The organism is Parahaliea maris, from assembly GCF_008064665.1.
GTDB classification, from domain to species: Bacteria; Pseudomonadota; Gammaproteobacteria; order Pseudomonadales; family Halieaceae; genus Parahaliea; species Parahaliea maris.
The window spans coordinates 515,084-539,582 of sequence record NZ_VRZA01000003.1 but is presented as its reverse complement, the minus strand read 5'-3'; the positions used below and the strand labels follow the sequence as shown (position 1 = coordinate 539,582).

The 24,499-nt window shown below is 63.1% G+C and carries 21 protein-coding genes and 1 tRNA gene; 8 read left to right on the top strand and 14 right to left on the bottom strand.

The features are described from left to right. Positions 1-8: 8 nt before the first annotated feature. The 14 genes from FV139_RS10800 to FV139_RS10730 form a co-directional block, all read right to left on the bottom strand. Entirely contained in the window at positions 9-830 is an 822-nt protein-coding gene (locus FV139_RS10800) for an acyl-CoA desaturase (RefSeq protein WP_148068430.1), read from the bottom strand. Next, positions 827-2,377, bottom strand: coding sequence for a B12-binding domain-containing radical SAM protein (locus tag FV139_RS10795; protein ID WP_148068429.1), 1,551 nt, complete (start codon positions 2,375-2,377; stop codon positions 827-829). The genes FV139_RS10800 and FV139_RS10795 overlap by 4 nt, the downstream gene beginning before the upstream one ends. Positions 2,378-2,480: 103 nt before the next feature. After that, positions 2,481-5,942 carry an AAA family ATPase gene (locus FV139_RS10790; protein WP_187276484.1) on the bottom strand — a complete coding sequence of 1,154 codons (3,462 nt, stop codon included), beginning with the start codon at positions 5,940-5,942 and terminating at the stop codon, positions 2,481-2,483. Positions 5,943-6,250: 308 nt separating this feature from the next. Further along, positions 6,251-6,327 (bottom strand) — tRNA-Val (locus FV139_RS10780). Positions 6,328-6,515: 188 nt separating this feature from the next. Then, positions 6,516-7,325, bottom strand: coding sequence for a hypothetical protein (locus FV139_RS10775; protein ID WP_148068427.1), 810 nt, complete (start codon positions 7,323-7,325; stop codon positions 6,516-6,518). After that, positions 7,312-7,872, bottom strand: a complete 561-nt coding sequence (locus tag FV139_RS10770; RefSeq protein ID WP_148068426.1) for an RNA polymerase sigma factor — start codon at positions 7,870-7,872, stop codon at positions 7,312-7,314. The genes FV139_RS10775 and FV139_RS10770 overlap by 14 nt, the downstream gene beginning before the upstream one ends. A 73-nt stretch (positions 7,873-7,945) precedes the next feature. Continuing rightward, positions 7,946-8,245: an STAS domain-containing protein gene (locus tag FV139_RS10765; protein WP_148068425.1), complete on the bottom strand. Its 300-nt coding sequence runs from the start codon at positions 8,243-8,245 to the stop codon at positions 7,946-7,948. Next, positions 8,238-8,651, bottom strand: a complete 414-nt coding sequence (locus FV139_RS10760) for an ATP-binding protein (protein WP_148068424.1) — start codon at positions 8,649-8,651, stop codon at positions 8,238-8,240. The genes FV139_RS10765 and FV139_RS10760 overlap by 8 nt, the downstream gene beginning before the upstream one ends. A 72-nt stretch (positions 8,652-8,723) precedes the next feature. Beyond that, positions 8,724-9,491: a PP2C family protein-serine/threonine phosphatase gene (locus FV139_RS10755; protein ID WP_148068423.1), complete on the bottom strand. Its 768-nt coding sequence runs from the start codon at positions 9,489-9,491 to the stop codon at positions 8,724-8,726. Continuing rightward, entirely contained in the window at positions 9,488-11,149 is a 1,662-nt protein-coding gene (locus tag FV139_RS10750; RefSeq protein WP_148068422.1) for an amidohydrolase, read from the bottom strand. The genes FV139_RS10755 and FV139_RS10750 overlap by 4 nt, the downstream gene beginning before the upstream one ends. Continuing rightward, positions 11,146-11,961, bottom strand: a complete 816-nt coding sequence (locus FV139_RS10745) for a formyl transferase (RefSeq protein ID WP_148068421.1) — start codon at positions 11,959-11,961, stop codon at positions 11,146-11,148. Before FV139_RS10745 ends, FV139_RS10750 begins: the two co-directional genes overlap by 4 nt. Before the next feature lie 20 nt (positions 11,962-11,981). Further along, a complete protein-coding gene (locus tag FV139_RS10740; protein WP_148068420.1) occupies positions 11,982-13,682 on the bottom strand; it encodes a hypothetical protein in 1,701 nt (566 codons plus the stop codon). A gap of 1 nt (position 13,683) precedes the next feature. Further along, positions 13,684-14,694, bottom strand: coding sequence for a glycosyltransferase family 2 protein (locus FV139_RS10735; protein ID WP_235898621.1), 1,011 nt, complete (start codon positions 14,692-14,694; stop codon positions 13,684-13,686). Positions 14,695-14,763: 69 nt separating this feature from the next. Beyond that, the gene (locus tag FV139_RS10730; protein WP_148068419.1) at positions 14,764-16,479 is read right to left on the bottom strand and encodes a hypothetical protein; all 1,716 of its coding nucleotides are present in this window, start codon (positions 16,477-16,479) and stop codon (positions 14,764-14,766) included. A gap of 425 nt (positions 16,480-16,904) precedes the next feature. Between FV139_RS10730 and FV139_RS10725 the strand changes: the two genes are divergently transcribed. From FV139_RS10725 to FV139_RS10690, 8 genes are all read left to right on the top strand, one after another. Further along, complete coding sequence (locus FV139_RS10725) at positions 16,905-17,459, top strand: NAD/FAD-utilizing enzyme (protein WP_148068418.1); 555 nt, start codon at positions 16,905-16,907, stop codon at positions 17,457-17,459. Between the two features lie 129 nt (positions 17,460-17,588). Beyond that, positions 17,589-18,941 carry a c-type cytochrome gene (locus FV139_RS10720; RefSeq protein WP_148068417.1) on the top strand — a complete coding sequence of 451 codons (1,353 nt, stop codon included), beginning with the start codon at positions 17,589-17,591 and terminating at the stop codon, positions 18,939-18,941. Between the two features lie 13 nt (positions 18,942-18,954). Continuing rightward, positions 18,955-20,724 (top strand): cytochrome c oxidase subunit I, encoded by a 1,770-nt coding sequence (locus FV139_RS10715; protein ID WP_148068416.1) that lies wholly within the window; start codon positions 18,955-18,957, stop codon positions 20,722-20,724. Continuing rightward, on the top strand, positions 20,721-21,401 hold the full coding sequence (locus tag FV139_RS10710) for a cytochrome c oxidase subunit 3 (protein ID WP_148068415.1): 681 nt from the start codon (positions 20,721-20,723) through the stop codon (positions 21,399-21,401). Before FV139_RS10715 ends, FV139_RS10710 begins: the two co-directional genes overlap by 4 nt. Positions 21,402-21,403: 2 nt before the next feature. After that, positions 21,404-22,087 (top strand): heme-copper oxidase subunit III family protein, encoded by a 684-nt coding sequence (locus FV139_RS10705; RefSeq protein ID WP_148068414.1) that lies wholly within the window; start codon positions 21,404-21,406, stop codon positions 22,085-22,087. Positions 22,088-22,096: 9 nt separating this feature from the next. Then, positions 22,097-22,417 carry a cytochrome C oxidase subunit IV family protein gene (locus FV139_RS10700; RefSeq protein WP_148068413.1) on the top strand — a complete coding sequence of 107 codons (321 nt, stop codon included), beginning with the start codon at positions 22,097-22,099 and terminating at the stop codon, positions 22,415-22,417. A 9-nt stretch (positions 22,418-22,426) separates the two neighbouring features. After that, the gene (locus tag FV139_RS10695; protein WP_148068412.1) at positions 22,427-23,119 is read left to right on the top strand and encodes an SCO family protein; all 693 of its coding nucleotides are present in this window, start codon (positions 22,427-22,429) and stop codon (positions 23,117-23,119) included. Between the two features lie 158 nt (positions 23,120-23,277). Next, entirely contained in the window at positions 23,278-24,162 is an 885-nt protein-coding gene (locus FV139_RS10690; protein ID WP_148068411.1) for a class I SAM-dependent methyltransferase, read from the top strand. The last annotated feature ends 337 nt before the right edge of the window (positions 24,163-24,499 follow it).

The following is a 24,499-nucleotide window of genomic DNA, read 5'->3' as shown; positions in this document are numbered from 1 at the left end:
CCTCCAGGTCAGGAATGCAGGGCCAGGTCCGCGCGGCGCAGGCGCTGGTCGTCGATACGTTGCACCTCCCACACCAGGCCCAGCGTTTCAAAAAGACAGATCACCCCGTAGAACAGATCGGGTTGCCACCAGTACAGGCCGGCACGGGCGGAGCGGGGGAAGCGATGGTGGTTGTTGTGCCAGCCCTCACCATAGGTGAGCAGTGCGACCAGCAGGTTATTGGTGGACTGGTCCCGGGTGGCAAATGCCCGCTGGCCCCGGCAGTGACAAAAATAGTTCACCGCCGAACTCTGGTGCAGCAGGAGTACCCCCGGCAGGCAGCCACCGATTACCATCATGTTGAAACCACCAATCAGAAACAGCACGACGCAAACGGTCAATGCCGGCAGCGACCCGTGGCGGTAGAGAAAGGACAGTTCCGGGAAGTCGAACCAGTGAGCGGCCTCGCGGCGAATTTTCGGCTCACTGTAGCCGCAGTCGATCAGGCTGCCGAACCAGCACTGCCACCAGCCCTGGTGGGGGGCGTGAACATCCCCCTCGGCATCGGAGTGGCGGTGGTGCAGGCGGTGTTTGCCGGCAAAGTGCACGGCGTTGCCAAAGGACAGCGCGGCCATCAGGGCCAGCGCAAACTGGAAGACCCGGCTGGTACGGAAGGCGCGATGGGCGAAATAGCGATGCATCGCCACACCCACACCGATCGCCGCCAATGGATAGACGACGGCAAAGGCCAGCCAGTCGGCCGTGTCAGTGCCGCGCCACAGGGCCACCAGCACCAGCGCGTGCAGCAGGGCAATCCCGATTCCCCGATACCCCTGTTGCCAGTTCTTCATCGCAGTTGTACCACCTCGGCAGTAGTCTGGCGGCGGGCCGGGGGCAGCACGTCATCGGCAACTGCGGGGTTCACCTCGCCACCCCAGTTCACCAGGTTGGTGGGCAGGAAATAATGGCGGTACTGCTCCGCCACGGGCAGGCAGGGCGTATAAACCCCGTCCAGGACCTCGGTGGTGGAAACATGGGTTCGCTGTACCTTGCGCCGCAGGGCAGCCCCCGGCCCCAGCACCGCGGTCGGCGCCATGATAGCCGCGGTGGCAATACTCGACAGCAACATCTGGTCGCGATTCAGGCTGTGACGATAGCGGCGCAGGAACCGGGCCTGATGCTGCAGGAAGCGCTTGCGATAGCCGGCAAAGCGCCGGCCCGCGCGGATAAAATCGATCACCTCCTGCTGCGGGTCCAGGGTCGGCTTCAGGCAGAGCGTGGACCCCTCCATGTGCCGCATGTGGGTGTTGGGCAACAGCAGGCCCTGGTCCAGACTGTCCTGGAAGAAGGGCGTACCGGGAAAGGGGATGGCGGTAAAAATGAAATTGGGTGGGGGAATTTCCGGGTTGTCGCAGATGATCTCCAGCTCCCGGTTCATCTGCGCCAGGCTGTGACGGGTCGGGTCATACACCAGCCCGTACTGCACCAGCACCCCGCCGTCACAGGCCCTGCGTAACAGCTCCGCCTGGTTGTAACGGCTGTTCTGCTTCTTGTTCTGCTCCCCGAGCCACTGCTCGTCATCGAATGACTCGACGCCCACAAACACCGAGATACAGCCTGTTTCCCGGGCGAAGTCGATGTTCTCGTCCTCCCAGAAGAAGGTATCGGTGACAAAGCCGCTCCAGTACTTGAACTGTCCCGCGGCCCGCCGCGCCTGGAAGCGCTGTAGCCGTTCGCGAAAACTTTCCGGGCCCGAACCCATGATCTGGTTGTCCTGGAAGAAGAAGATCGGCCGCTTGCCCAGCGCCTCCATCTGCGCGTCGAGGTAATCCATGGGCGGCACCTCGTATTTGCGCCCTACCCCGGTCAGGCTGCAGAACCCGCACTGGAAGTTGCAGTTGCGGGAGGATTCCGCGTAACCCAGCCGATTGATCCAGTAGGCCAGGTCATAACGCGGATTGAAGCGCTCGGCGAGATAGTCGGCCCCCAGTGCCTCGCGGATGACTTCGGCTATCTCCTCCACGTCCCCAAGGCAGGTGTAATCGAAAAAGGCCCGGGAGTAGGTTGGCAGGGCGCGCACACCGTGCCCGCCCGCGGCGACAACCACGTCGGGGTTGGCGGTTTTGGCATAGGCGGTGAGGTGCAGCAGGCGGTCGAAGGATCCGGTGAGGCCGGTCAATACCAGCATGTCCGGCCAGCCGATCAACTCCGGCTGGAAGACCTCCAGGAAGCCGCTGTTGACCTCGTTGTAAAGTCGGACATCACAGGTGGCGGGATTGAAGTAGCCGGCCAGCAGGGCCGGCGCCACCGCATTGGGAACCTGGTTGGAGCGCTTGATGGCCATGCGCTCATCGGGGAAAAAGACATTGACGATCAGAATCTTCTTACGCTGTCGCATACTGCAAGTTCCCTCTTCTGTACTGAAGCCGGTTACAACTTCCGTTGTGTCATCCCTGACCCCTGCGAACTCGTCATCCAACCCGCCGGGCAAAGCCAAAAGCTTATAGGGAAACCCTTCTCGCCAACAGACCGCGTTTCGTGGCCTCGTTCACAATTGCCAGGGCCTGCTGGTAATCCTCGCTAGTATCCTCGCCGGCGTAACACGCGAGCACCTCGTCCAGCAGTTGCAGGGCCTGGCCTTCATGCCCCGGCAGGGCGTGCAGGTTCAGCGCACAGGACAGGGCAAACGGCAGATTATGTACCTCCCGCGCCTGTTCGATAGCCTGCAACAGAACGCACGCTGCGCGCCCGGCATCACCGTCTTTCCTGTATGCCAGGAGAGCCTGTAGGCGCAGGTTCTCACTGCCATAAAGCCACTCGCCCTGGGCCTCGATATAGCCGGCATTTTCCCGGGCGAGGTCTTCCGCTTTGTCCAACTCACCGAGCCCGATGAGCTCACCCACTACCAGTGCCCTGAGGTAGCCGCTGCCAGAGCGGGCCCCAGCCGCCAGCACGATGGCAAAGGCCTGCTGCATCGCCTCGACCCGCTCCTGTGGATCCTCGAGGGCGCTGGCACGGAAGAACATGCCAAGCGGGACAAAAAATGAAAAGCCCCGTTCCTGGCAAATATCGATCATTTCGCCAGCATGGGTCGCAGCCTGCTCCCGCTTACCGCGCATACGCTGCAACCAGGTCGAGAAGAACAAAACCCATGCCAGGCCGTAGGGCTGGCCGTGGTCTCTCGCCATGGCCAGGGACTTCTGCATTGCCGAATCTGCCCCCTCGGGATCGCCGTGAAACCACAACGCCAGGGCATACATACACAAGAGGTGCGGTCGGGTGTCGTCCCGGCTGGGCGTCTGCCGGCTGAAGTCGGCATCGCTGTCTATATAGTCGAGTGCACGCTGGAAGTACTCCAGCGTGCCGGGAATATCGCCGCGATAGTAACGGGAATAGCCCGCACAGTAGTTTGCCTGGAGCTGCTCCGGCGCTTCGTCGATGGCCTCGGCCAGCCGCAGCAGCTGGTCGGACAGTTCCAGCGCGCGGTCGTACTCGCCCCGTATCAGGTAGTACATCCAGAGCCCGACGATCATCTTGAACAGGGCCGGGCTCTGCTCCACCTTGTCGCTCAGTTCCAGGGCACGCTCGAAAGCCACCCTGACCTCGGGGTTGGTGTAGCCCCGGGTAGCCAGACGGATCATCCCCATCAGGTTTTGCAGGGTGATCTCGAACTGGTTGCGCTGCTCCGGGTCCTGCACATCCTTCAGTGATGCCAGGCCGCGCTGGACCTGCGCCATTGCCTCCTGGTTGGCGAACCGCGCCTGGAATAACTGGGCGGCGCCAACCCAGTACTCGATTGCCTTGGGCGCATTGCCCGCACGACTGAAATGATGCGCCACCTGGGTGGGACGGGTCTGGCCGATTTCCGGGAATTGGGATTCCAGCTTGTCGGCTATCACCTGGTGCAGGCGCTGCCGGGTTCGACGCAACAGGGACTGGCTGGCCACCTCCATGATCAGGCGGTGCTTGAACTTGAATGTCGCCTCGGGAAAGGCGCCTTTCTGGTAGATCAATCCGGCGTTGACGATCGAGCCCAGTACCTGGCGCAGCAGTTTTTCCTTGCTGTCTTCACAGACCGCCCTCAGCAGTTCGTAGCTGAACTCGAAGCCCAGCACCGAACACAGCTGCAGCAGAGGCTTGGCCGGGCCGAGGTGATCGATCCGCGCGGCGAGGGATGCCTTGAGAGTGGAGGGAATGGTGATCTCTTCGCCCTGTGCACCCAGTTGGCGGCTTTCCAGCAGGCTACGGGTCAATTGTTCGATGTAGAGCGGGATGCCACCGGCATGGTCAATGATCTGCTGCACCACTTCCGGCGCCAGCCGGTCGTCCCCCGCCTGCTCGCGCACCACCTCCGCCGCAATCCGGGCCGGCAGCTTGTTGAGATTGATTTCAATGACATCCGGCAGGTTGGCCCAGGCCGGTTCAAATTCCGGCCGGGCGGTAAACAGCCCGAGGATCGGTGTAGAGGGATCGTAAGCGAGCAGGCTTTCGATCAGGTCCCGGGTGGAGGGGTCCGCCCAGTGCAGGTCTTCCACCGCCAGCACCAGGGGCTTGCGCGCCGAAAAGCGCTCCATCAGGGTGACCAGCAGCGCCAGGGTTTTCTCGCGGACCTGTTTGCTGCTGCGGTTGGTCGATACCAGGACCTCGTCGTCTCCCGTATTGGATACCAGGGCGGCCAGCAGGGGAACCGCCTCTTCGTCGCCCTCCTCCAGCACTCCGCCAACGAATTCCTGCAAGCGCTGGAAACGCTCCGCCGGAGTAAGACGCTTGCCCTCGAACACTCTGCGCTCGAAAAAATTGATCAGGGGCCGGAACGGCGACTCGCGGTAGTAGGGCTCGCAACTGAGCAGCATCAACTGCGCTTCACCGCCAGCCACCAGCTCCTTGACCGCATTGAACAGCAGGCTGGTCTTGCCCATGCCCGGTTCACCCTTGATGAGCACGTACTCCGATTCGCCCTCCAGCACGGTCCGCCATTGCTCCATCAACAGCGAGTGCTCGTGGTCGCGGCCGAAGATTTCCGAGTGCTCGGCCATGACGTTGGCCAGGTCGCCGGTCAACTCCTTGCCGAGCTGGTAGACCGCCACCCCCTGGCCAAGACGTGGGTGAGACTGACGCGCCACCTCCTCGAGCATGAAACCGGAACGCAACAGGAGGCGGGTCTCTTCACTGAGGGCTGTCTCCCCTTCGGCCACTTCGGCCTGGAGAAATCCGGCGACTCCGACGGTATCACCCAGCAGTGACATCACATCAGCGTCACCGGCCCCCTCGTCGATAATAATGGTGGCTGAATGCAGGCCGGCCCGACTGATGACCCGGGTGTCGGGGCCGTCGGCGATATCGTGAGCCCGGATACATTCCAGCAGCTCCCGGGAAAGGCGCGCGGCCCGGCGGGCGTCATCCTCATGGGCCTGGGGAAAACCGAAAGCCACCACGATCTCGTTGCGACCGCTGGGCATGCGTGTGCCTTCGTAGCGACTGATCGCCTGGTCGATGTCGTCCTCGATACCGGCGAGGAAACCGAGCAGCGTCTCGGGATCCTCTCGCCCCCGCAACAGGCCTTGCAGGGAACACACCATGGTGGTCACCTGGCGTGATTCCGAAAGGTCCATGGGCACCGCCAGGCTGGCGGACTTGAGGCGCAGGATGTCGCCGGCTTCCTCGACCGGATCCGGACGCTTGTGGAAAGCCACGGGGGTCGGCGGTTCCGCGAGGCCAACCAGGCTGGGGAGGCGCGTCAGGCGCGCGAGGATGACGACTACCGGCAGCCCCGCCACCAGCGTGGCAATGAGGGTCTGCATGATCCAGGCAGGGGCGTCGAAGCTGGGAAGAATGATCTCGCCCATCTGCATCAGCAGCCACGCGGTGACACAATACGCACCCGCCACCCGGATCACCGGGTGGTTGCGCAACTCCTGCCGCCACTTGCCCGCGGCCGGCTCAGCCTTCTGCGGGTCCCCCATTGCAGACGTCCCTACCCAATATTTTCGGACTTGTTGTTCTAGCGATCGCCAGTTTAGCAAACATGGGAGATGGCGGCGCGGAGGATTGGGGGTTTTGGGGAGATTGGGGGGACAATCGCGGGAGTGGTGGTTGCGGGTGGCAGATGAATCGTTGCAGCCTTTGGGCTGCAACGACCCCGATGGGGCTTCGGCGCTGGCGCGCCTCGTTGCAAACTCTCCCGGGGGGAGAGTTTGTCGAAGGCAGTTCTCATCTTGCGGATACTCCCTCCAAACAAAAATGCCCCCGCGGTTGCGGGGGCATTTTTGTTTGGTAGGACTACCCAGATTCGAACTGGGGACCTCTACCATGTCAAGGTAGCGCTCTAACCAACTGAGCTATAGTCCTGTAAAGAGGGGGGCGATTATAAGGAGGAATTGCGCGATCCTCAACCGCCTTTTTACCCGAATTTGACCCCGGCGCAGCGGCGCCTTCCGGTGGTCAATATGGGCGCTCGGGCGGGCCGACGCCGGGACAGCTCCATAAAAACAGCGGCCTGGTGGCCGCTGAAGGGGTATTGCCTGACAACCGTCCCGTCAATCAGGCCCTATGGTGCCCCGGTGAATGCTCTGGCCATCGCGCTCCAGGCGCAGATGGACTTGCGGTGTGGGGGGAGTACCCTGCGCTGAACCACCGTCCCTGGTGTACGGCTCAAGCATGAGCCGGTAGCGCTGCTCTCCTGCCACAGCCAGTCGCAACACGCTCTCGTCGCTACCACTGGCCTGTTGCATCTCGCTGGCTCCGGCGGCGTCCTGCCGCCAGCGCCATTGTTCTCCGTCCAGGCTCAGGACCAGTTCGGCCGCGGTTTGTGCGTCCAGTTCCAGTTCCAGCGCCAGTTCGCTGTTGTCGCGGACCAGCAGTGCACGGGCATCCATACCCGGCCACTGCCAGTGCTGCTGCGCCTCGGGCGCAGCCGCGTCAAAAAGGGTGCCGGTCATCCTTGACCGCAGCTGGCTGTCCATGCCCAGCTCTGACACACCCCAAAACTGCACCCCGATCCCCACAGCCATGACCAGACTCGCGGCCAGGGCCAGCCCCCCGACCAGGGGGCGTAGCGGACGTCGGCGGGCGGCAAAATCCACGTGCCGCACAGTGCTTTCCTTGCGTTCCGACCTTTCCTTAATAGCCGCCTCGGGAATACGGACCTTGATCGCCGCTGCCAGATCCTTTGGCACCGGCACCTCAGGCACCGCATCCAGGGTGCTTCGCAGGTGCGCGAGTTCCGCCAGCCAGGCCTGGGCCTCAGCGTTACCACGGAACTCCTCCTGCACCCGACGCCACTCCGTTGGCGTCAATTCTCCATCGAAGCCGGCCTGCAGGCGCTGCTTGTCGCTATCGCCCAGCATGGTCAGCCTCTTTTGCGAGCAGTCCGGCCAGCATGCGACGGCCCTCGAACAGGCGGGATTTCACGGTTTTCTCCGGCAGGGCCAGGATTTCACCGATCTCGCTGTAGGAGCACTCTGAATAATGTCGCAACACAACCACCGCCCTCTGTTCGTCACTCAGGCGCATCAGTGCGGCCTGGATTTGTTCCTGAAGCTGACCGTGCCGGGCAACCAGCTCCGGACCAGGGCCCTGATCTGGTAGCGACTCGTCAAGGCACTCGCCGCCTTGCCTTCGTCGCTGGAAGTCGAGTGCTTCATTGACTCCAATCCGGTAGATCCAGCTGAAGAACTTGAATTCCGGGCGATAGCTGTGCAGGTTTTCGAATGCACTGAGAAATGTTGACTGTGTAACATCTGCCGCGTCCTCGCTGCTTCCCAATATCCGGTAAGCCAGCCGGTAAACGGCGCCGTGGTAGTGGTCTACCAATTCGTTCAGCGCCTGCCTATCACCCTGTTGGCCCCTCAGGACCAGTTGGCCATCCCTGGCCTTTTCCAGCTCCTTACCCATAAGTACTGAGGAGCGGGAAAAAAGTTGGGAAAATTTTTAAAAAAGTTTGGCAGGGCATGGCAGACGCCCGGCGTCAGGCGGGATCGCTGGCCGGAACAACCTCGAAAAGCATGTCGAAACCGGAGAAATGCAGGATTTCGGCAATGTGGGGACTGACCTCGACAAGCCGCAGGCCGGCGCCACTGGCCGCCAGCCGCTTGTGGGCCTTGAGCAGCACGCCGAGGCCGGCACTCGAAATGTACTCCAGGGCCGCCATATTCACCTCGGCCGCCCCGGACAGGGCTTCAAAATGAGGCTCGGCGGAAGCCGCAGCAGCAGCGTCAAAGCGACCGGACAAGTGCAACCCCCCGGCCGCGGGACTGATTTCAAACATGCGCCGCCTCCTTGCGGGCCAGGAATGACAGGGTGGTGCGGTCGTCGCGGCGTTCGCAGTGCACCGCACCCACCAGCTGGCGCACCAGGTGCAGGCCGAGCCCGCCTACAGCGCGCTCTTCCAGCGGTGTGGCGATATCCGCCGGGGCGGCGGACGCCGGGTCGAAGGCTGTGATCTCACGATCGGTAAGCCGCACCGAGATGCCGTTATCCACCGCTTCGAACTCGAGGATAATTTTCTCGCGGGCCTGATTATTGTGCCGGATCATATTTACAAACAGTTCTTCGGTTGCCAGGTCCACCGTATAGGCCAGGGAACCGGGCAGGTTGTGTTTGGCAAAATAGGCCCGTCGGGCGGCCACGATGCGCTCGATTTCACTCAGCTCTCTGTTCAGGGACAGCTTCATACTGTGTGTTTACCCCTGCGGGCTCCCCGCCGAGTGTAGAACAGCACCCGGCAAAGCAAAAGGCAGCGTTGCTCAGAGGGCCTGGCGTTTGACCAACACAATGGTGAGGTCGTCCTGCTGTTCCAGCGCACCGGCAAAGGCTTCCAGGGATCGCAGCAGGCTGGCGGCCAGCTCACTCATGGGGCCGTGCTGCAGGTCGCGAACCATGTTCGCGACGCGCTCCCGCCCGAACAGGCCTCCCTCGCCCTCGCACTCGTACACGCCGTCCGACAGCACCGCCAAAATATCACCAGGCTCCAGCGCCAGGTTGCGGATGGGGGCGGCTTTTTCCACCGCGACCGTGCCCAGCGGAAAGGTGGTTGGCCCGTACCAGTCGCAACTGTCGGCGTCGGCCCGGTAGTGCAGGATAGGGCCCTGCCCGGCGGAAAAATAGCTGACTTCGTGGCGCTCGCGGTCGAGGAAGCCGGCGAAGGCGGTGACGAAACGGTCGTCGGGCAGGTCCTCGTCCAGCTGGTTGTTGACGTGGATGTAGGCCTCACCCAACTCCGCGCCCACGCGAAAAGCCACCCGGAACATGGCCTGCATCTGGGTGGCGCACAGGGCCGGGCCGAAACCGTGCCCGGTGGCATCTCCCAGCAGCAGGAATACGCCCTGGTCAAGTTGCACCAGGTCGAACATATCGCCACCGGTTTCCGCCGCGGGCAGCAGGCGGCCACAGAATTCGTAGCCCGGGACCACCGGCATTTCCGGCGGCAGGATACTCATCTGGATATCCCGGGCGGCCGCGATATCGTCGGCGCGCAGGCCCTCGGCGCCTGTCAGGGCCGCTTCAGGAGTCATGTTGGTCCTGCGCCTGCCGCCGGAAACACCCGCTTGCCGGCCACATAGGTAGCGCGCACGGGAATCTGCCACAGCGCGGCCTCGGGCAGGGCGAAGTAATCGCCGTCAATCAGGATAAAATCTGCAAAATAGCCCGGCTGCAGCTGCCCCAGAACCTGCTCCTGATGGGCAGCGTAGGCAGCGCCCCGGGTGAAGAGCTCCAGCGCCGCCTTACGGCTCATCTTCTGTTGCGGCAGCCAGCCTCCGGGTGGCTGCCCGGCATGGTCCTGGCGGGTAATGGCGGAGTAAAGTCCGAAGAAAGGGTTGGCTGCCTCCACCGGAAAGTCCGAACCGCCGGCCATATGGGCACCGCTCTCCAGCAGCGACTCCCAGGCGTAGGCGCCGCGCAGGCGCTCCGCCCCGAGACGGTCACCGGCCATGTTCATGTCACTGGTGGCGTGGGTGGGCTGAACGGAGGCAATGACATTGAGGGCGGGAAAGCGGGCGATGTCCTCGGGGCGCAGGATCTGGGCGTGCTCTACCCGATGGCGCAGCGCAGCACTGTCCGGGTCGCTGTTGAGGGTTTCATAAAGATCCAGCACCAGGGCATTGGCCCGGTCGCCTATCGCGTGGGTGTTGACCTGGTAGCCCGCCGCCACCGCCCGATGCATGTTGTTTGCCAGCTCCTCCCGGGTCTGCAGCAACAGCCCACGATTGCCGGGGTCGTCACTGTAATCGGCAAACAGGGCAGCGCCGCGGGACCCGAGGGCACCATCGGAGACAATTTTCACGCTGCGTATATCGAGTTGATGCGCGGGATCAACCAACGGCCCCTGCTCCAGGTAGCGATCGTTGCCGGGGTCGGTCACGTCCAGCATGGCGTAAACCCGGATCGGCAGCCGCCCCTCTGCCCGCAACTGCTGGTATGCGGCTGCCTCGCGGGCGGAGATACCCGCGTCGTGCACAGCGGTCAGGCCATAGCGCGCCAGGTCTTCGAGCGCGGTATGTTGCAGTGCGGCAAACTCTGCCACCCCGTCGGCGGGCATCACGCCGTAGACGAGGTTCATGGCATTGTCGATGAGCACGCCAGTGGGCTCGCCATCGGCATCGCGAAGGATCTGTCCGCCGTCAGGGTCCGGGGTGGCCGCACTGATACCGGCCAGCGCCAGCGCCCGGGAATTCACCCAGATGGCATGCCCATCGACCCGCGCCAGAACGACCGCCTGGTCCGGCGCCACCGCGTCCAGGGCTGCGCGCCCGGGAAAGTCCTTGCCGGGCCACAGCACCTGGTTCCAGCCCCGCCCCTGCACCCAGTCGGTGTCGGGATGCTCCGCGAGGTAGGCCGCCACGCGCCCGGCGGCGTCGCCCTCGCTGGCGCTGCCGATCAGGTCGACAGTGGCGAGGGCACGCCCCCAGGAACTGACGTGACCGTGGGCATCGATCAGACCCGGCAGCAGGGTTGCGCCCTTGCCGTCGATGCGCTCCCCCGCCCTGCTGGCCAGGGCGGCCTCGGCTTCTCGATACAGGCGGGTTACCTTGCCGTCATCGAACTCCAGGGCCACAAATTGTTCGAGCTCACTGCCGTTCAGGGTGTATCCATTGACGTTATGTACCAGGGTGGCGGCCTGGGCAACACCACCCAGGCAGAGCGCCAGAGCCACCAGCAGGTTTTTTTTCATAAGGGAGATTCCAGGTAGCTTCGGGCCACTGCGGCAATTTCATCGACATCATATAGCCTGCATCCACGAGCGTAAAAGTGCTGCAGCGCGGTGTCGTCGGGAAAGCTGTAGTAATTGCCGCCGCTGGGCTGCGGCCAGGTTTCCAGCGTTTCACCCGCGGCGAGGGAAGCCACAGCCTGCAACATCAGTTCGCAGCCTCCCGGATACAGGGCCAGCACATTGGCCAGATAGCTGCTGCGGTAATCGACCGGACGGGTACTGGTGGCAACAATATCGCCGGTGTCGATACCGGCATCGCGGATGTAATGCAGCGTAGTGCCAATGGTATCGACGCCATCATCCATGGCGCGAAAGGTAGCCATCACCCCGCGATAGTCGGGCAACAGTCCGGAGTGCAGGTTGAGCACCCCCAGCCGGGGCACGGCGATGGCGGCATCCCGCAGGATCCCGCCATAGCGAATGCTCAGTACCAGGTCGGGAGCCGCCCCCCTGAGGGTTTCCAGCCCCGGCTCCGAGTTGATCCGGTCGAGGGGCGCCAGCCCCGCCCCGAGGTCGGCACAGAGGCGGGAAAAACCCGCATAGCGGGCCCGGCCCTCGCCCACACCGTCGCCAAGGGCGGGAAACAGCAACTCGGTGAACAGGGTCTGCTCGAGAAACTTCAACATGGCCAGATCCGGGTGGCTCGGCCCGCTGCCACCGACCCGGCCGGACAGGAAAACCTGCACCCGGTGGTCCGCCGTCAACGCCGGCAGCAACTGGTTCAGGGCCAGGTTGCTGGCCAGGTCATTGTTGGTCAGGATCGTGATATTCATGGCGAATGCTCCCGCGGGCCTCAGCGCAGGTATCTTGAGGGAAACTGGCTGAGACAGTCAGCGAGTGCCTGCGCCGCTGCGGCCTCGTCTCCCAGTTGTCTGTGCGATGCGGTCAGCAGGTTGCAGGCACCCCACAGGTAGGGGGCGTCCTCGAGTACGCCCTCGGCAATCCCCACCGCTGCCGTGTAATTACCCAGCAGAAACTGGCGCCAGCCCTCGCTGAGCCGCGACCATTCGGTCGCTGGCCCCAGGTCCAGGGTCCGGGGCAGCGCAACACCCGGCCGCGCCAGCAGAATCGCCGACCCGGTGCGAAACACCGGTTGCCAGCGCCGCTGCTGGACCAGGTCGCGTATCTTGTGCCGGGCATTACCGCGATCCGAGGGCCAGAGGAAGTAGTCGGCCCCGGACTGCTCGACAATATCCATCCACCCGGGATCACCGCGCAGCACGCTGACGTAATTGAGATAGGTCTGGTCGTCGTAGAGGGTGTTGGCCCGGCCGTCGATGTATACCGACACGGCACCATCGGTGCGCAGGTGCAGGTAGCCGCCCCAGTTGTAGTAGGCAAACACTTTGCCCCTGATACCGCTGCGCTGCATTACCTCGACCATGAAATGGGGAAAGCTGTACTCCGCCGTGAGATAGTGAAAGGCCGGCGCCGCCTGCAGTGGGTAGGGCGCCAGGCGATAGAGGCCCAGCACCAGGGCCGCCAGCCACAATCCCCAGCGCCAGTACCCGCGCAGAAGGCCCAGCAGAGCACCGCAGGCCGGGGCCATGAAGACTGCCAGGGCGATGCCGAACAGGGGGATAAAACGCCGGCTGGTCAGGGCCATGGCCAGGGTCAGCAGGGCAACACCCAGTGACCACCAGGGGAAGGTTGTCGACCGCCGCACCACCGGCAGCAGCCAGCACAGCAGGCTCAGGGGCAACAGCGGCAGGACCCAGAAAAACAGCGGCGACTGGATACCGCCCGGGGTCCATGGAGGCAGCCACTCGGCAATCGAGCGGAACGGGGACTCCGCCTGCAGGGCATAGGTCAAGGGGTAGATCACGACCTTTACCCCATCGGGGTTCAACACACACACGGCGACACAGCCGAGCTCCCATTTCGCTACCTTCCACACGGCATCCCAGCTCGGCGCGTTGAAGGGGAACAGCAGGAAAGGCAGCACCAGCAGGCCGAGCATGAATCCGCCGTGGAGGTTCACCCACACCAGGAACAACAGGGCGAATTGCCAGAAGGGCGCCCGCCTCACCCCCAGGTGTAACAGCAGCACGAAGGCCAGCAGGCTGTAGAGATGGGGCCGTATGTCGATAAAGGGTGCACCGACCGCCAGGGCCATGACGGTCAGTAGCAGTGCCGCCGCGTGAGAACCACAGAGCCGGTACAGCAGGGACTGGAGCAGGCCGTAGCAGAGCACCACGACCAGCAGCTTCCAGTACAACAGGGCCTTGAGGCCAAACAGGGAGTACCAGCCGTAATAGACCAGGTCCGCCAGCCACTCGTGATTGCGCCAGCGTTCACCCGCCGCGCTGTAGGACCAGGTATCCCGGAGCCAGAGAGTTCCCTGGTCCAGTATTTCCCTGCCTCCGGCGAGGTGCCACCAGAGGTCCGCACCCGCCATCTCGGTAAATCCAAAGCCCAGGAACAACAGGGCGCCCAACAGGTACCAGGCGGCGCCTTCAGCCAGTGACGGCGTCGGCGCCGTTGCGGTTTTCACATCAACCATCCTGTTCGCTCTCCCGGCGCGGATGCAGGCCGCGGAGATAATAAAGTTGTCTCTGTTTGCTTTCCACGTAGGTCCGGCCCAGGTACTCGCCGATGATGCCGAGGCAGATCAACTGGACGCCGCCAAGGAACAGCATCACCACGATCAGGGAGGGATAGCCGGGTACCGGGTTGCCGAACAGGAGAGTACGTAACAGGAAAAACACGCCGTACAGAAAAGCCGCTCCCGCGGTGACAACCCCCAGCAGGGTGGCGAGCTTCAGGGGCACGGTGGAGAACGACGTAATGCCTTCCAGTGCCAGGCTCCACAGGCGCCAGTAATTCCACTTGGTCCGCCCTGCGTGGCGCGGGTGGCGGTGGTAGGGCAGGGCCTTCTGGGGAAAGCCGATCCAGGCGTAGAGCCCGGACATGTAGCGGTGTTTCTCCCGCAATCCCTTGACGGCCTCCACCGCACGCCGGCTGAGCAGGCGGAAGTCGCCGGCATCGGCGGGGATCGGCACGTCGCTCAGCAGGTTGATCACCCGGTAGTACCAGTGAGAGGTCCTGATTTTCAGCCAGGTCTCACCCTCGCGGCTGAGGCGCTGCCCGTAGACGATGTCGTAGCCCTCCTGCCAGGCGGCCAGGAAGTCGGGGATCAGCTCCGGCGGGTCCTGGAGGTCAGCGTCCAGCAACATCACGGCGTCGCCACTGGCGTGGTCGAGCCCGGCCGATACCGCGATTTCCTTGCCGAAGTTGCGGCTCAGCTCAATCACCGCCACCCGCGGATCGCGCTCCCGCAGGGCCAACAGCCACTCGGCGCTACCGTCACTGGAACCGTCGTCGACAAAGAGGAACTCGAAGTCCTCTGCCCGGGCCTCGGCAACATCGTGGAGACGACGACAGCATTCCGGCAGCACGTCCATCTCGTTGTAGACGGGCACCAGTACGGTGACGGTAATGCCGGCGGTACCGGCTTTCGGGGTGGGCTCAGACCTTGGCGCGCCCGCCGCCACTGGAGTGGTCAAATGCTGTTCCTGCATCAGGTTATCGATGTTGCCTGCAAGTATGGTGAGCAGCGCAAGTGCTTGTCCAATCTACCTTCCAGCCACCCGGAAAATATGAAGGTCGCCAACAAAGAGCTGGAAGGTGCCGTACCAGCGCTTGTGCAGCAGTAGTTCCGGCATGAAATTTTCCACCGCGATCACCCGTTCGGGGGCCAGGTAGTCGATTTCGCCCGCCAGCGCGCGACGATAGAAATCCGCGTTGAAGGGTGAGGTCTTGACCAGCCGCTGCAAGTCGTGGGTGAGGGGGCCGTTCAACTCATTGGCGAAGGCGGTGTCGTACCAGTTTTCGCTGAGCAGCAGATACTGGGCCTGCCTCAGCACACCGCCATCGGCGCGGGCATAACTCTCGCGGAACAGGCCCTGGGCGACGCCCTGCAGGCGCGGCGGCTGCACGTAGTAACTGAACAACAGGCGCTGGGGCCGGGCCGATTGATACCACTGGCGCAGCTCGATGCGTGGATCATTGTGATAGTCGGACTCCACATCCCAGGCCAGTAGCGCAGGCCATAGCAGGAAGGGCAGCAGCCAGCGCCGGCCGCGTTCACCCAGCCAGGACCAGTACCCCATCGCCGCCAGCAGGGCCGCGGCAGGAATCAGGGCGAGGTAGTGCCGGTAGTAGGTCACAGGTGCCGGCACCAGCATGAACAACAGGAAAACCACCACCGGCAACAGGCACAACCAGGGTCGCCAGGGCCCACCCTGGCGCAGCAGGGCGCGGATGCCGGCGGGGATGCACAGCGCTGCTGGCAAGCCGAGGCCGACCATGATCACCAGCGGTACATTCAGGGCATTGCGCGGCCACTTGTGCCAGCCAATGGCCCCGTAGCTGGAACCAAAGCGGCCTTCGAGGTCGCCCATGGTGTAACCGGCAACCCAGCCGGACTGCAACAACAGCAACCCCAGCCAGGGTCCGAGCATCCACAGCGGGATCATGCCCGGGGCGATGCGGCGCCAGGGTACGGTGAGGTAACAGAGGGCCAGCAGCGGCGTCCAGGAACGTGGGAAATCGGTATTGCTGAGGCAGCCAAAGGCCACCACCAGCGCCAGCACCGCAGCGCAGAAACGCCCCTTGCCCCAACCGCGGGTAACCGTCTCCCCGAGCCGGGCGGGCAGGGCCGCCGCCAGGGCAAACGCCGCGAATACCCAGTACTTGGCCCACACTGCTGCCACCAGTAGCGGCGGTGCCGCCCACAGCCAGCGCGGCCTCCGGGTGCAGGCGGCGATCGCCACTGTAATGAACAGGTAAATGAAAAACACTGATGGCGCATCCACAGTACCGCTGTGGGATTCGCTGATGTGGAAGCCGGACAGGGCCAGCAGGGCAGCGGCGGTGAGCCCAACGGCCGGCCGTCCCGGTAGCAGGCAGAAGGCTGCGAGGGCCAGCAACACCGGGGTCAGGGCGCCGGTAATCGCGGAGTACACCCGCGCCACGCGGATGTGTTCCGGGCTGTGGCAGTATCCCCTCACTGCCATCTCGTCACCGGCGACACCGGCCGGGGGGCCGGCACCCAGCAGGTCGGCAATGGCGATGGTCTGGCGGCCGACAAAGGTGGAGTAGTCGAAGCCCTCCAGTGCCGCCCGGCAGGAGCCTCCCTCGTCAAAATTCACCAGGTTGAAGGTCCCCGGCCCGTCCCACCCCCAACCCACCAGGAGTGCGCTGTAGAGCCTGGGCCCCAACCCGACCAGAAAAACAGCCAGTAGCAATGCAACGGTGGCCCTCCCGCCCCGCCACGCGTTGAATGTCATAGCGCCCCCTATCAAAGAACGCGAAGTATCCCCTACCAGGCGGTCTATTGAAACCGCAGGTATATTCACAACCCGCTATAAGAGACATCCCATTTACTGCTAAATAGTCTTACAAGCGCCCCCAGAAGCCGTATTCAAGGATTGCGCCGGCCATATCTGGCCACTTATGACCAAGCTGTTAGTTGTTTTTACACTAACAAACCAACGCTATAAGCCCAGGAGTTGTAAGGCACTGTACCGGGACGGGTGCCCCCTCTGGTGGCGCAGAACGCCGGTGCTATACTCGGTGAAAACGTCGTGCCAAATCGCTGCCGACGCTTTATCCGACAGCTGCGGCCCGACGGTGGTTGAACACCCGGGCCCGGGTTTTGCTGTCTCCCCTCCCCCGCGGTGTCCAACCCCTGGATTCCATAGGGAGGCTACATATGAAACGCCACTACTTCATCAGCAATGACCTTGACGATCTCGAGCTGGTCGAACACGACCTGCAGGAAGCCGGACTGGTCAAACCCCAGATTCACGTGCTCAGCGAAGACGACGCCGGGGTCGAGATGCACCACTTGCACGAAGTGGAGGCCGTGCTCAAGAAAGACGTGGTCCACGGGACTGAACTCGGTGCGGTGGTGGGTATTATCGGCGCCGCCGCCGTACTGGCCATATTCTGGTTCACCGGCATCACCGAAACCTACACCTGGGTGCCAGCCATTTTTCTCGCCGTCGTGGTGCTCGGGTTCTGCACCTGGGAGGGAGGGCTCATTGGCATCGGTGAAACTCACACCGATTTCCGTCGTTTCGAGGATGACCTGCGCGCCGGCCGCCACGTACTGTTCGTCGACGTCGACGCCAACCAGGAGGACGCCCTGCAGGCGGTGGTCAAACGCCATCCGGACCTGAAACCCGCCGGCGATGGCAGTTCGACCCCGGGCTGGGTGGTCAGCCTGCAGCAGAAGTGGGCCAACTTCATGAGCACGGCCCCCTGAGTCAGCAACACCGTTTCCAAAAGGCCGCCTGACCCGCGCAAGGGGTCGGCCGCCAACCGGAGCAACACACCGGTAAATTCACAGGCGACACCGGGGAAGCCACAACAATAATCACCGGTCGGAGTTGCTATGAAGCTGGTCATCGCATTGGTGGTACTGGTCGTGGGCTCACTGTTGTTCCACGTCCTGAGTCCCTGGTGGTTTACCCCACTGGCCTCCAACTGGCACACCGTCGACACCACCGTCGACATCACCCTGTACATCACCGGCGCCGTCTTCGTGGCCGTCAACCTGTTCATGGCCTGGGCGGTCTATCGCTACCGGCACCGGCCGGACCAGCGCGCCCACTACGAGCCGGAGAACAAACGCCTGGAAACCTGGCTCACCGTGATTACCGCGGTCGGCGTCGCCGCGATGCTCGCTCCCGGGCTGGTGGTGTGGGCCGACTTCACCCAGGTGCCCGAGGAGGCGACCCCGGTAGAGGTGGTCGGCGAGCAGTGGCAGTGGAGCTACCGCTTCCCGGGGGCAGACGGCGTACTCGGGGAGGTCGCTTCCCGGTATGTCGGCCCCGACAACCCCTTCGGCATGAGTCCCGCCGATCCCGCGGGGGCCGATGACATCCTGGTCTCGAGCAACGAGCTGCACCTGCCACTGGATCGCCCGGTGAAGCTGCTGCTGCGCTCCAAGGATGTGCTACACGATTTCGCGGTTCCCCAATTCCGGGTGAAGATGGACCTGGTTCCCGGCTCGGTGAGTTTCGTCTGGTTTACCCCCACCCGCACCGGGCGCTTCGACGTACTGTGCATGGAGCTGTGCGGGATCGCCCACTACGCCATGCGCGGGCAGGTGGTGGTGGACACCCAGGATGACTTCGACACCTGGCTTGGCTCCCAGTCCACCTGGGCGGATATCAGCAGCCAGCCCGCCGGTGACCCCGACGCCGGGCGCCTGGCCTACGCCACCTGCAGCGCCTGCCATGGTCCCGAGGGTGAAGGCAATCCCGCCATGAATGCACCGGCCCTCGCCGGGCTGGAAACCTGGTATCTCGAACGCCAGCTGCGCTATTACCAGCAGGGGGTACGCGGTGCCCACGAGCAGGACAACCTTGGCGCACAGATGGCGGCGATGGCCGCAACGGTGGCCGCCGGCAGCGCCATGCGCAACCTCACTGCCTATATCGCCAGCCTGCCCGCCGCCGATAGCGACGCCACTGTCGAGGGTGACCCCCACCGCGGCGCCGCCCACTTCAACACCTGCGGCGCCTGCCACGGCCGCCTCGGGCAGGGCAACCATGCCCTGCAGGCTCCGCGTCTCGCGGGCCAGCAGGACTGGTACCTGAAACGGCAGCTGGAGAACTTCCGCCGCGGCATTCGCGGCACCCACGGCGACGACAACTTTGGGCACCAGATGGTATTGATGGCGCGTTCACTGCAAAACGAACAGTCCATCGACGACCTGCTGGCTTACGTGAATACCCTGTAGGAAGGAAAGGCTTATGCAACATACCGCGCTGGCCGACCAGACCCTGGAACTGCACGACCCGCACAGTTTTGTCACCAAGTACATCTGGAGCCAGGACCACAAGGTGATCGCCATCCAATATGGCCTGACCGCGGTGTTTGTCGGGCTGGTGGCCCTGGTGCTGTCAGGCCTGATGCGCTTGCAGCTTGGCTTTCCCGACACCTTCGATTTCATTACCCCGAGCAGTTACCTGCAGTTTGTCACCATGCACGGCATGATCATGGTGATTTACCTGCTCACCGCCCTGCTGCTGGGAGGCTTCGGCAATTACCTGATTCCGCTCATGGTCGGTGCCCGGGACATGGTCTTCCCCTACATGAACATGCTGAGCTACTGGATGTACCTGCTGTCGGTGATCATCCTGATGGCCAGTTTCTTTGTGCCCGGCGGGCCGACCGGCGCCGGCTGGACGCTGTACCCGCCACAGGCCATCTTGCAGGGCACCCCGGGTTACGACTGGGGCATTATCCTGATGCTGGTGTCGCTGGCGGTATTCATCGTGGCTTTCACCATGGGCGGCCTGAACTACGTTACCACCGTGCTGCAGGCCCGTACCCGCGGCATGACCCTGATGCGCATGCCGCTGACCATCTGGGGCATTTTCACCGCTACGGTGCTCGGCCTGCTGGCCTTCCCGGCCCTGTTGGTCAGCGCCATCATGATGCTGCTGGACAAGATCGTCGGCACCAGCTTCTTCATGCCGGCGCTGGTCTCACTGGGTGAAAACCTCGACTACACCGGCGGCAGCCCGGTCCTGTTCCAGCACCTGTTCTGGTTCTTCGGCCACCCGGAGGTCTACATTGTCGCCCTGCCCGCCTTCGGCATGGTGTCGGACGTGCTGGCCTGCCACGCCCGCAAGAACATCTTCGGCTACCGCATGATGGTCTGGGCCATTGTCGCCATCGGCGGCCTCAGCTTTGTGGTGTGGGCGCACCACATGTACGTCAGCGGCATGCACCCGGCTTTCGGCTTCTTTTTCGCCACCACCACACTGATTATCGCCGTGCCTACGGCGATCAAGGTCTACAACTGGGTGCTCACCCTGTGGCGCGGCAACATCCACCTGCGGGTGCCCATGCTGTTTGCCATCGGCTTTATCTTCACCTTCATTCACGGTGGGCTGACGGGGCTGTTCCTCGGCAACGTGACCATTGACCTGCCCCTGTCCGACACCTACTTCGTGGTGGCCCACTTTCACATGGTGATGGGGGTCTCCCCCATCATGGTGCTGTTCGCCGCCATCTATCACTGGTACCCGCTGATGACCGGGCGGATGCTCAACGACGCCCTGGGCAAGGCCCACTTCTGGCTCACTTTCCTCGGCACTTACGCCATCTACCTGCCCATGCACTACCTGGGCTTCCTCGGCGTGCCGCGGCGTTATTTCGCCATGGGCAGCACCGACTTCATCCCTGAATCGGCCCTGTCGCTGAACGCCTCGATTACCGTTTCGGCGCTGATCGTCGGCGCCAGTCAGCTGATCTTCCTGTTCAATGTTTTCTGGAGCCTGCGTCACGGGGAAAAGGCGGGACACAATCCCTGGGGCGCGACGAGCCTGGAATGGCAGACCCCCGACGTACCGCCCCACCACGGCAACTGGGGGCCGGAACTGCCCACCGTGTACCGCTGGGCTTACGACTTCAGCGTACCCGGCGCCAGCCATGACTTTATTCCCCAGAATGAACCACCGGACGCGGCGCACCCGACCAGCGATGAACACGATGAGCGAGGAGGTGCGATATGAGCCTTTTCAGCACCCTGCGCGAAAAGCCCTGGGAGCCACAACCACAGCCTGCAGTGCCCGGCCCGGCGGTGGCTGCCGACCCGATGTCCACGGCCCGCACCGCCCTGCGCTTTATCATGGCCATTGTCAGCGTCCTGTTTTTCCTGTTCATCATTACCTTCCTGTCGCGCTCCCAGTACCCGGACTTCCAGGCCCTGGCCGGGCAACCCTGGCAGCCCTTCACCGACACCAGTCGACTCTGGTTCAACACGGCACTGCTGGGTGGCAGCAGCCTGGCGATGCATTGGGCGGTCATGTCGGCGCGGCGGGAGCAGCTCAACCATGCGGTGCTGGGCGTCAGCCTGGGCGTGTTCTTCGCTATCGCCTTCCTGCTGGCCCAGCTCGATCTGTGGCAGCGCCTCAGCGCGCTTGGCTACTACGTCAACAGCAACCCGGCGAACAGCTATTTCTACCTGCTGACCGCAGTGCACGGCCTGCACCTGCTGGGTGGCATGGTGGTGCTGGCAAACATCCTGTTCCGGGTGTGGTATGACGACAGCCTCGCAAGCCTGAGCGGGCCGCTGTCACTGTGTGCACAGTACTGGCACTTCCTGCTGGCGGTGTGGCTGGTGCTGTTCGCCCTGCTGGCCAGTTCACCGGGAACGATCAATGCGCTGGCGGCGCTGTGCGGATTCTGATTATGGATACTTCCAAACCCGACAACAGCGGCTACACCGAACCCGGCGTCAGTGGCATGGTGGCCGACTGGGCCGCCGACAAGCAGGCCTTCGACATGCCCTGGGGCAAGTTGATGATGTGGATTTTCCTGCTGTCTGACACCTTCATCTTCAGCATATTCCTGACCGGTTACATGAACGTGCGGCTGTCGGCTACCGACAACTGGCCGAATCCCAGCGAAGTCTTTGCCCTGGAGATGTTCGGCCATCACCTGCCGCTGATACTGATCGCCATCATGACCTTCGTGCTCATCACCAGCAGCGGCACCATGGCCATGGCGGTCAATTTCGCCTACCGGCGGGACCGGCGCAAAACCGTATTGCTGATGGCCGCTACCGCGGTGCTGGGAGCCTCGTTCGTGGGCATGCAGGCTTTCGAGTGGACCAAACTGATCGTTGACGAAGGGGTCCGCCCCTGGAGTAACCCCATGGGCGCAGCCCAGTTTGGTTCGACCTTTTTCATGATCACCGGCTTTCACGGCATGCACGTCACCGCCGGGGTCATCTACCTGTCGATTGTCGCCCGCCGGGTTGCCCGGGGTGACTATGAACAAAAGGGTTACGCCATCGTCGAGATCGCCGGCCTGTACTGGCACTTCGTCGACCTGGTGTGGGTCTTTATCTTTGCCTTCTTCTATCTGTGGTGAGGTGTCCCCATGAGTGAAGCCGCCACTGGCCAGCAGCACCCGATCGGTATCTACCTGAAGATCTGGGCACTGCTGTTTGTGCTATCGACCTTCTCTTACCTGGTGGATTTTTACCACCTGCAGGGCTTCTGGCGCTGGTCGCTGATCCTGTTATTCATGTTTCTCAAGGCGGGCTTTATCGTGGCCATCTTCATGCACCTGAGCTGGGAGCGCCTTTCCCTGAAGTACGTACTGATGCTGCCACTGATCGCCATCCTCGTGCTGATCAGCCTGATGGCCATTGAGGGGGATCACACCTATTTCACCCGGGAACTGTTTTTCGACAATTGAGGTAGCCCGGTGTCTCTGTCTCCCAAGGCCCGCATGCTTGTCGGGATTCTCGCCGCCAACGCTGCACTGCTGTGTGCCGCCGCCTGGGCCATCTACCAACGGCCGCCGGCACCTCCCCACATCCAGGGGGTCTATCTCGACAACAGCCGCGCACTGCCGGACTTCACTGTCCTCGACCAGCACGGTCAGCCCTTTGGTAATAGAGACCTGCTCGGCGCCTGGCATCTGTTGAGCTACGGCTTTACGACCTGCCCCGACATCTGCCCAACCACCCTCAACCAGTTGGTGTCCTTCACCGAGGCGCTGACCGGGGCTGAGGACACCGCAGCACCCCGGATCCTGTTCTACAGCATCGACTACCGACGCGACACGCCGCAACAACTGGCGGCCTATCTACCCTACTTTGACAAGGACTTTATCGGCCTCACCCACGAGGACGATCCGGATAACCCTCACCTTGGCCTCGAACAGGGGCTGGGCCTGCTGGCACAACTGGAACCCCTGAGCGACAGCGAAGATGCGATTGCGAGCAACGACTACCGGGTGAGTCACGGAGTGGCGCTCTACCTGCTGAACCCGGCGGGGGAACTACAGGCCGTTTTCAAACCGGTACAGACTGGAGCGGGGCTGCCGGGTTTTGCACCCGAGACCCTGGTCCGGGATTACCGGGCGGTTCGACAGTACGTTGCAGCCGGTAATTGACATCCCGCCACCTGAACCGCCTGACTGCCGTCACCTTCCCACCGCCTTTCGGCGTCATGGCGATTGCGCCCCCGGCAGGCGCTCGCGCAGCGCAGGCTTGCGCGATGCGCGGCACTGGGCCAACCTTGGTGCACCCTCTGGCAACCGGATATCTCAGTATGGCTTTACGTTTACCACGCAGCGCCGGGTTGGCGACCCCTTTCAGCGCCCTGGCCCTGGCTGCCCTCCTCAATGCGGCGCCCGCCCTGGCGGTGGACAGTGAGGCCCTGCAGGCCGCCGTCAGCGCACGCAGCGACGAGGACAAACAGCGCGACAGCGCCCGCCACCCCCTGCAGACACTGACATTTTTTCGTGTGGAGCCCGGCATGACCGTGGCCGAAGCGCTGCCCGGCGGCGGCTGGTACACCCGCATCCTGGTGCCCTACCTCGGCAGTGAAGGGACCCTCTACGGACTCAACTACGTGGACCGCATGTGGCCCATGTTTGGCTACGGTGATGACTGGGTGAAAGCCCGCAAGGCCTCTACCCGCGACTTCGCCGGTCAGGCCAAAGGCTATGGCGCGGAGGGCATCACCGCCCGGGGCTTCACCTTTGGCACCGTACCGCCCGAGGCCCAGGGGCAGGTGGACCGGGTGTTGATGATCCGTGCCCTGCACAACCTGTTCCGCTTCGAGGACAGCGCAGGCACCCTGTCCCAGGCGCTTTCAGCAACCCGCGCCCTGCTCAAGCCCGATGGCCTGGTAGGCGTGGTACAGCACCGCGCGCCCGAATCGGCCAGTGACGCCAGCACCAATGGCAGCCGCGGTTACCTCAAACAGTCGCAGGTGATTGCCGTTTTCGAGGCCGCTGGCTTCACGCTGGTGGACCAAAGCGAGATCAACGCCAACCCCAGGGATGAGATTGGCGAAACCGAGATCGTGTGGCGCCTGCCGCCCAGCTACAGCGGCACCAGGGATGATCCGGACAAGAAAGCGGCGGTAGACGCCATCGGCGAGTCGGACCGCATGACCCTGCTGTTCAGGAAAACGGGGGACCCCCAATAGGTTAATAAGCACTAAGAAATAACCCTTAGTTATCATTAGAAATAAGATAATTTCATGGGGTTATTTCTTGCCGTGGCCGGATCGCTTCCTATACTGAAATTGGGCGGCGGCAGATCGTATGCATGCATGGGGTGACTCACGATCGTTGTTACACCGCTGTCCCTTTGGGGAAGCATGGAGCGCGTAGTCAGAGACGCGCCAAGGCTGGGGGACGTACTCCGCTGAGGCAGGAGGCCCGGACGCAAAAGCAACATTGGTATTACCCCTCGTACGCCACCAGATTCTGGTGGCGTTTTTTTTATGTCCATGGAGAGCCCACCCCGCTTTATCGGGTGTG

What these genes read in the sequence shown, in the direction of transcription:
- FV139_RS10800 (WP_148068430.1), bottom strand. Translation starts at nt 830, where the DNA reads ATGAAGAACTGGCAACAGGGGTATCGGGGAATCGGGATTGCCCTGCTG.
- FV139_RS10795 (WP_148068429.1), bottom strand. Translation starts at nt 2,377, where the DNA reads ATGCGACAGCGTAAGAAGATTCTGATCGTCAATGTCTTTTTCCCCGAT.
- FV139_RS10790 (WP_187276484.1), bottom strand. Translation starts at nt 5,942, where the DNA reads ATGGGGGACCCGCAGAAGGCTGAGCCGGCCGCGGGCAAGTGGCGGCAG.
- FV139_RS10775 (WP_148068427.1), bottom strand. Translation starts at nt 7,325, where the DNA reads ATGCTGGGCGATAGCGACAAGCAGCGCCTGCAGGCCGGCTTCGATGGA.
- FV139_RS10770 (WP_148068426.1), bottom strand. Translation starts at nt 7,872, where the DNA reads ATGGGTAAGGAGCTGGAAAAGGCCAGGGATGGCCAACTGGTCCTGAGG.
- FV139_RS10765 (WP_148068425.1), bottom strand. Translation starts at nt 8,245, where the DNA reads ATGTTTGAAATCAGTCCCGCGGCCGGGGGGTTGCACTTGTCCGGTCGC.
- FV139_RS10760 (WP_148068424.1), bottom strand. Translation starts at nt 8,651, where the DNA reads ATGAAGCTGTCCCTGAACAGAGAGCTGAGTGAAATCGAGCGCATCGTG.
- FV139_RS10755 (WP_148068423.1), bottom strand. Translation starts at nt 9,491, where the DNA reads ATGACTCCTGAAGCGGCCCTGACAGGCGCCGAGGGCCTGCGCGCCGAC.
- FV139_RS10750 (WP_148068422.1), bottom strand. Translation starts at nt 11,149, where the DNA reads ATGAAAAAAAACCTGCTGGTGGCTCTGGCGCTCTGCCTGGGTGGTGTT.
- FV139_RS10745 (WP_148068421.1), bottom strand. Translation starts at nt 11,961, where the DNA reads ATGAATATCACGATCCTGACCAACAATGACCTGGCCAGCAACCTGGCC.
- FV139_RS10730 (WP_148068419.1), bottom strand. Translation starts at nt 16,479, where the DNA reads ATGACATTCAACGCGTGGCGGGGCGGGAGGGCCACCGTTGCATTGCTA.
- FV139_RS10725 (WP_148068418.1), top strand. Translation starts at nt 16,905, where the DNA reads ATGAAACGCCACTACTTCATCAGCAATGACCTTGACGATCTCGAGCTG.
- FV139_RS10720 (WP_148068417.1), top strand. Translation starts at nt 17,589, where the DNA reads ATGAAGCTGGTCATCGCATTGGTGGTACTGGTCGTGGGCTCACTGTTG.
- FV139_RS10715 (WP_148068416.1), top strand. Translation starts at nt 18,955, where the DNA reads ATGCAACATACCGCGCTGGCCGACCAGACCCTGGAACTGCACGACCCG.
- FV139_RS10710 (WP_148068415.1), top strand. Translation starts at nt 20,721, where the DNA reads ATGAGCCTTTTCAGCACCCTGCGCGAAAAGCCCTGGGAGCCACAACCA.
- FV139_RS10705 (WP_148068414.1), top strand. Translation starts at nt 21,404, where the DNA reads ATGGATACTTCCAAACCCGACAACAGCGGCTACACCGAACCCGGCGTC.
- FV139_RS10700 (WP_148068413.1), top strand. Translation starts at nt 22,097, where the DNA reads ATGAGTGAAGCCGCCACTGGCCAGCAGCACCCGATCGGTATCTACCTG.
- FV139_RS10690 (WP_148068411.1), top strand. Translation starts at nt 23,278, where the DNA reads ATGGCTTTACGTTTACCACGCAGCGCCGGGTTGGCGACCCCTTTCAGC.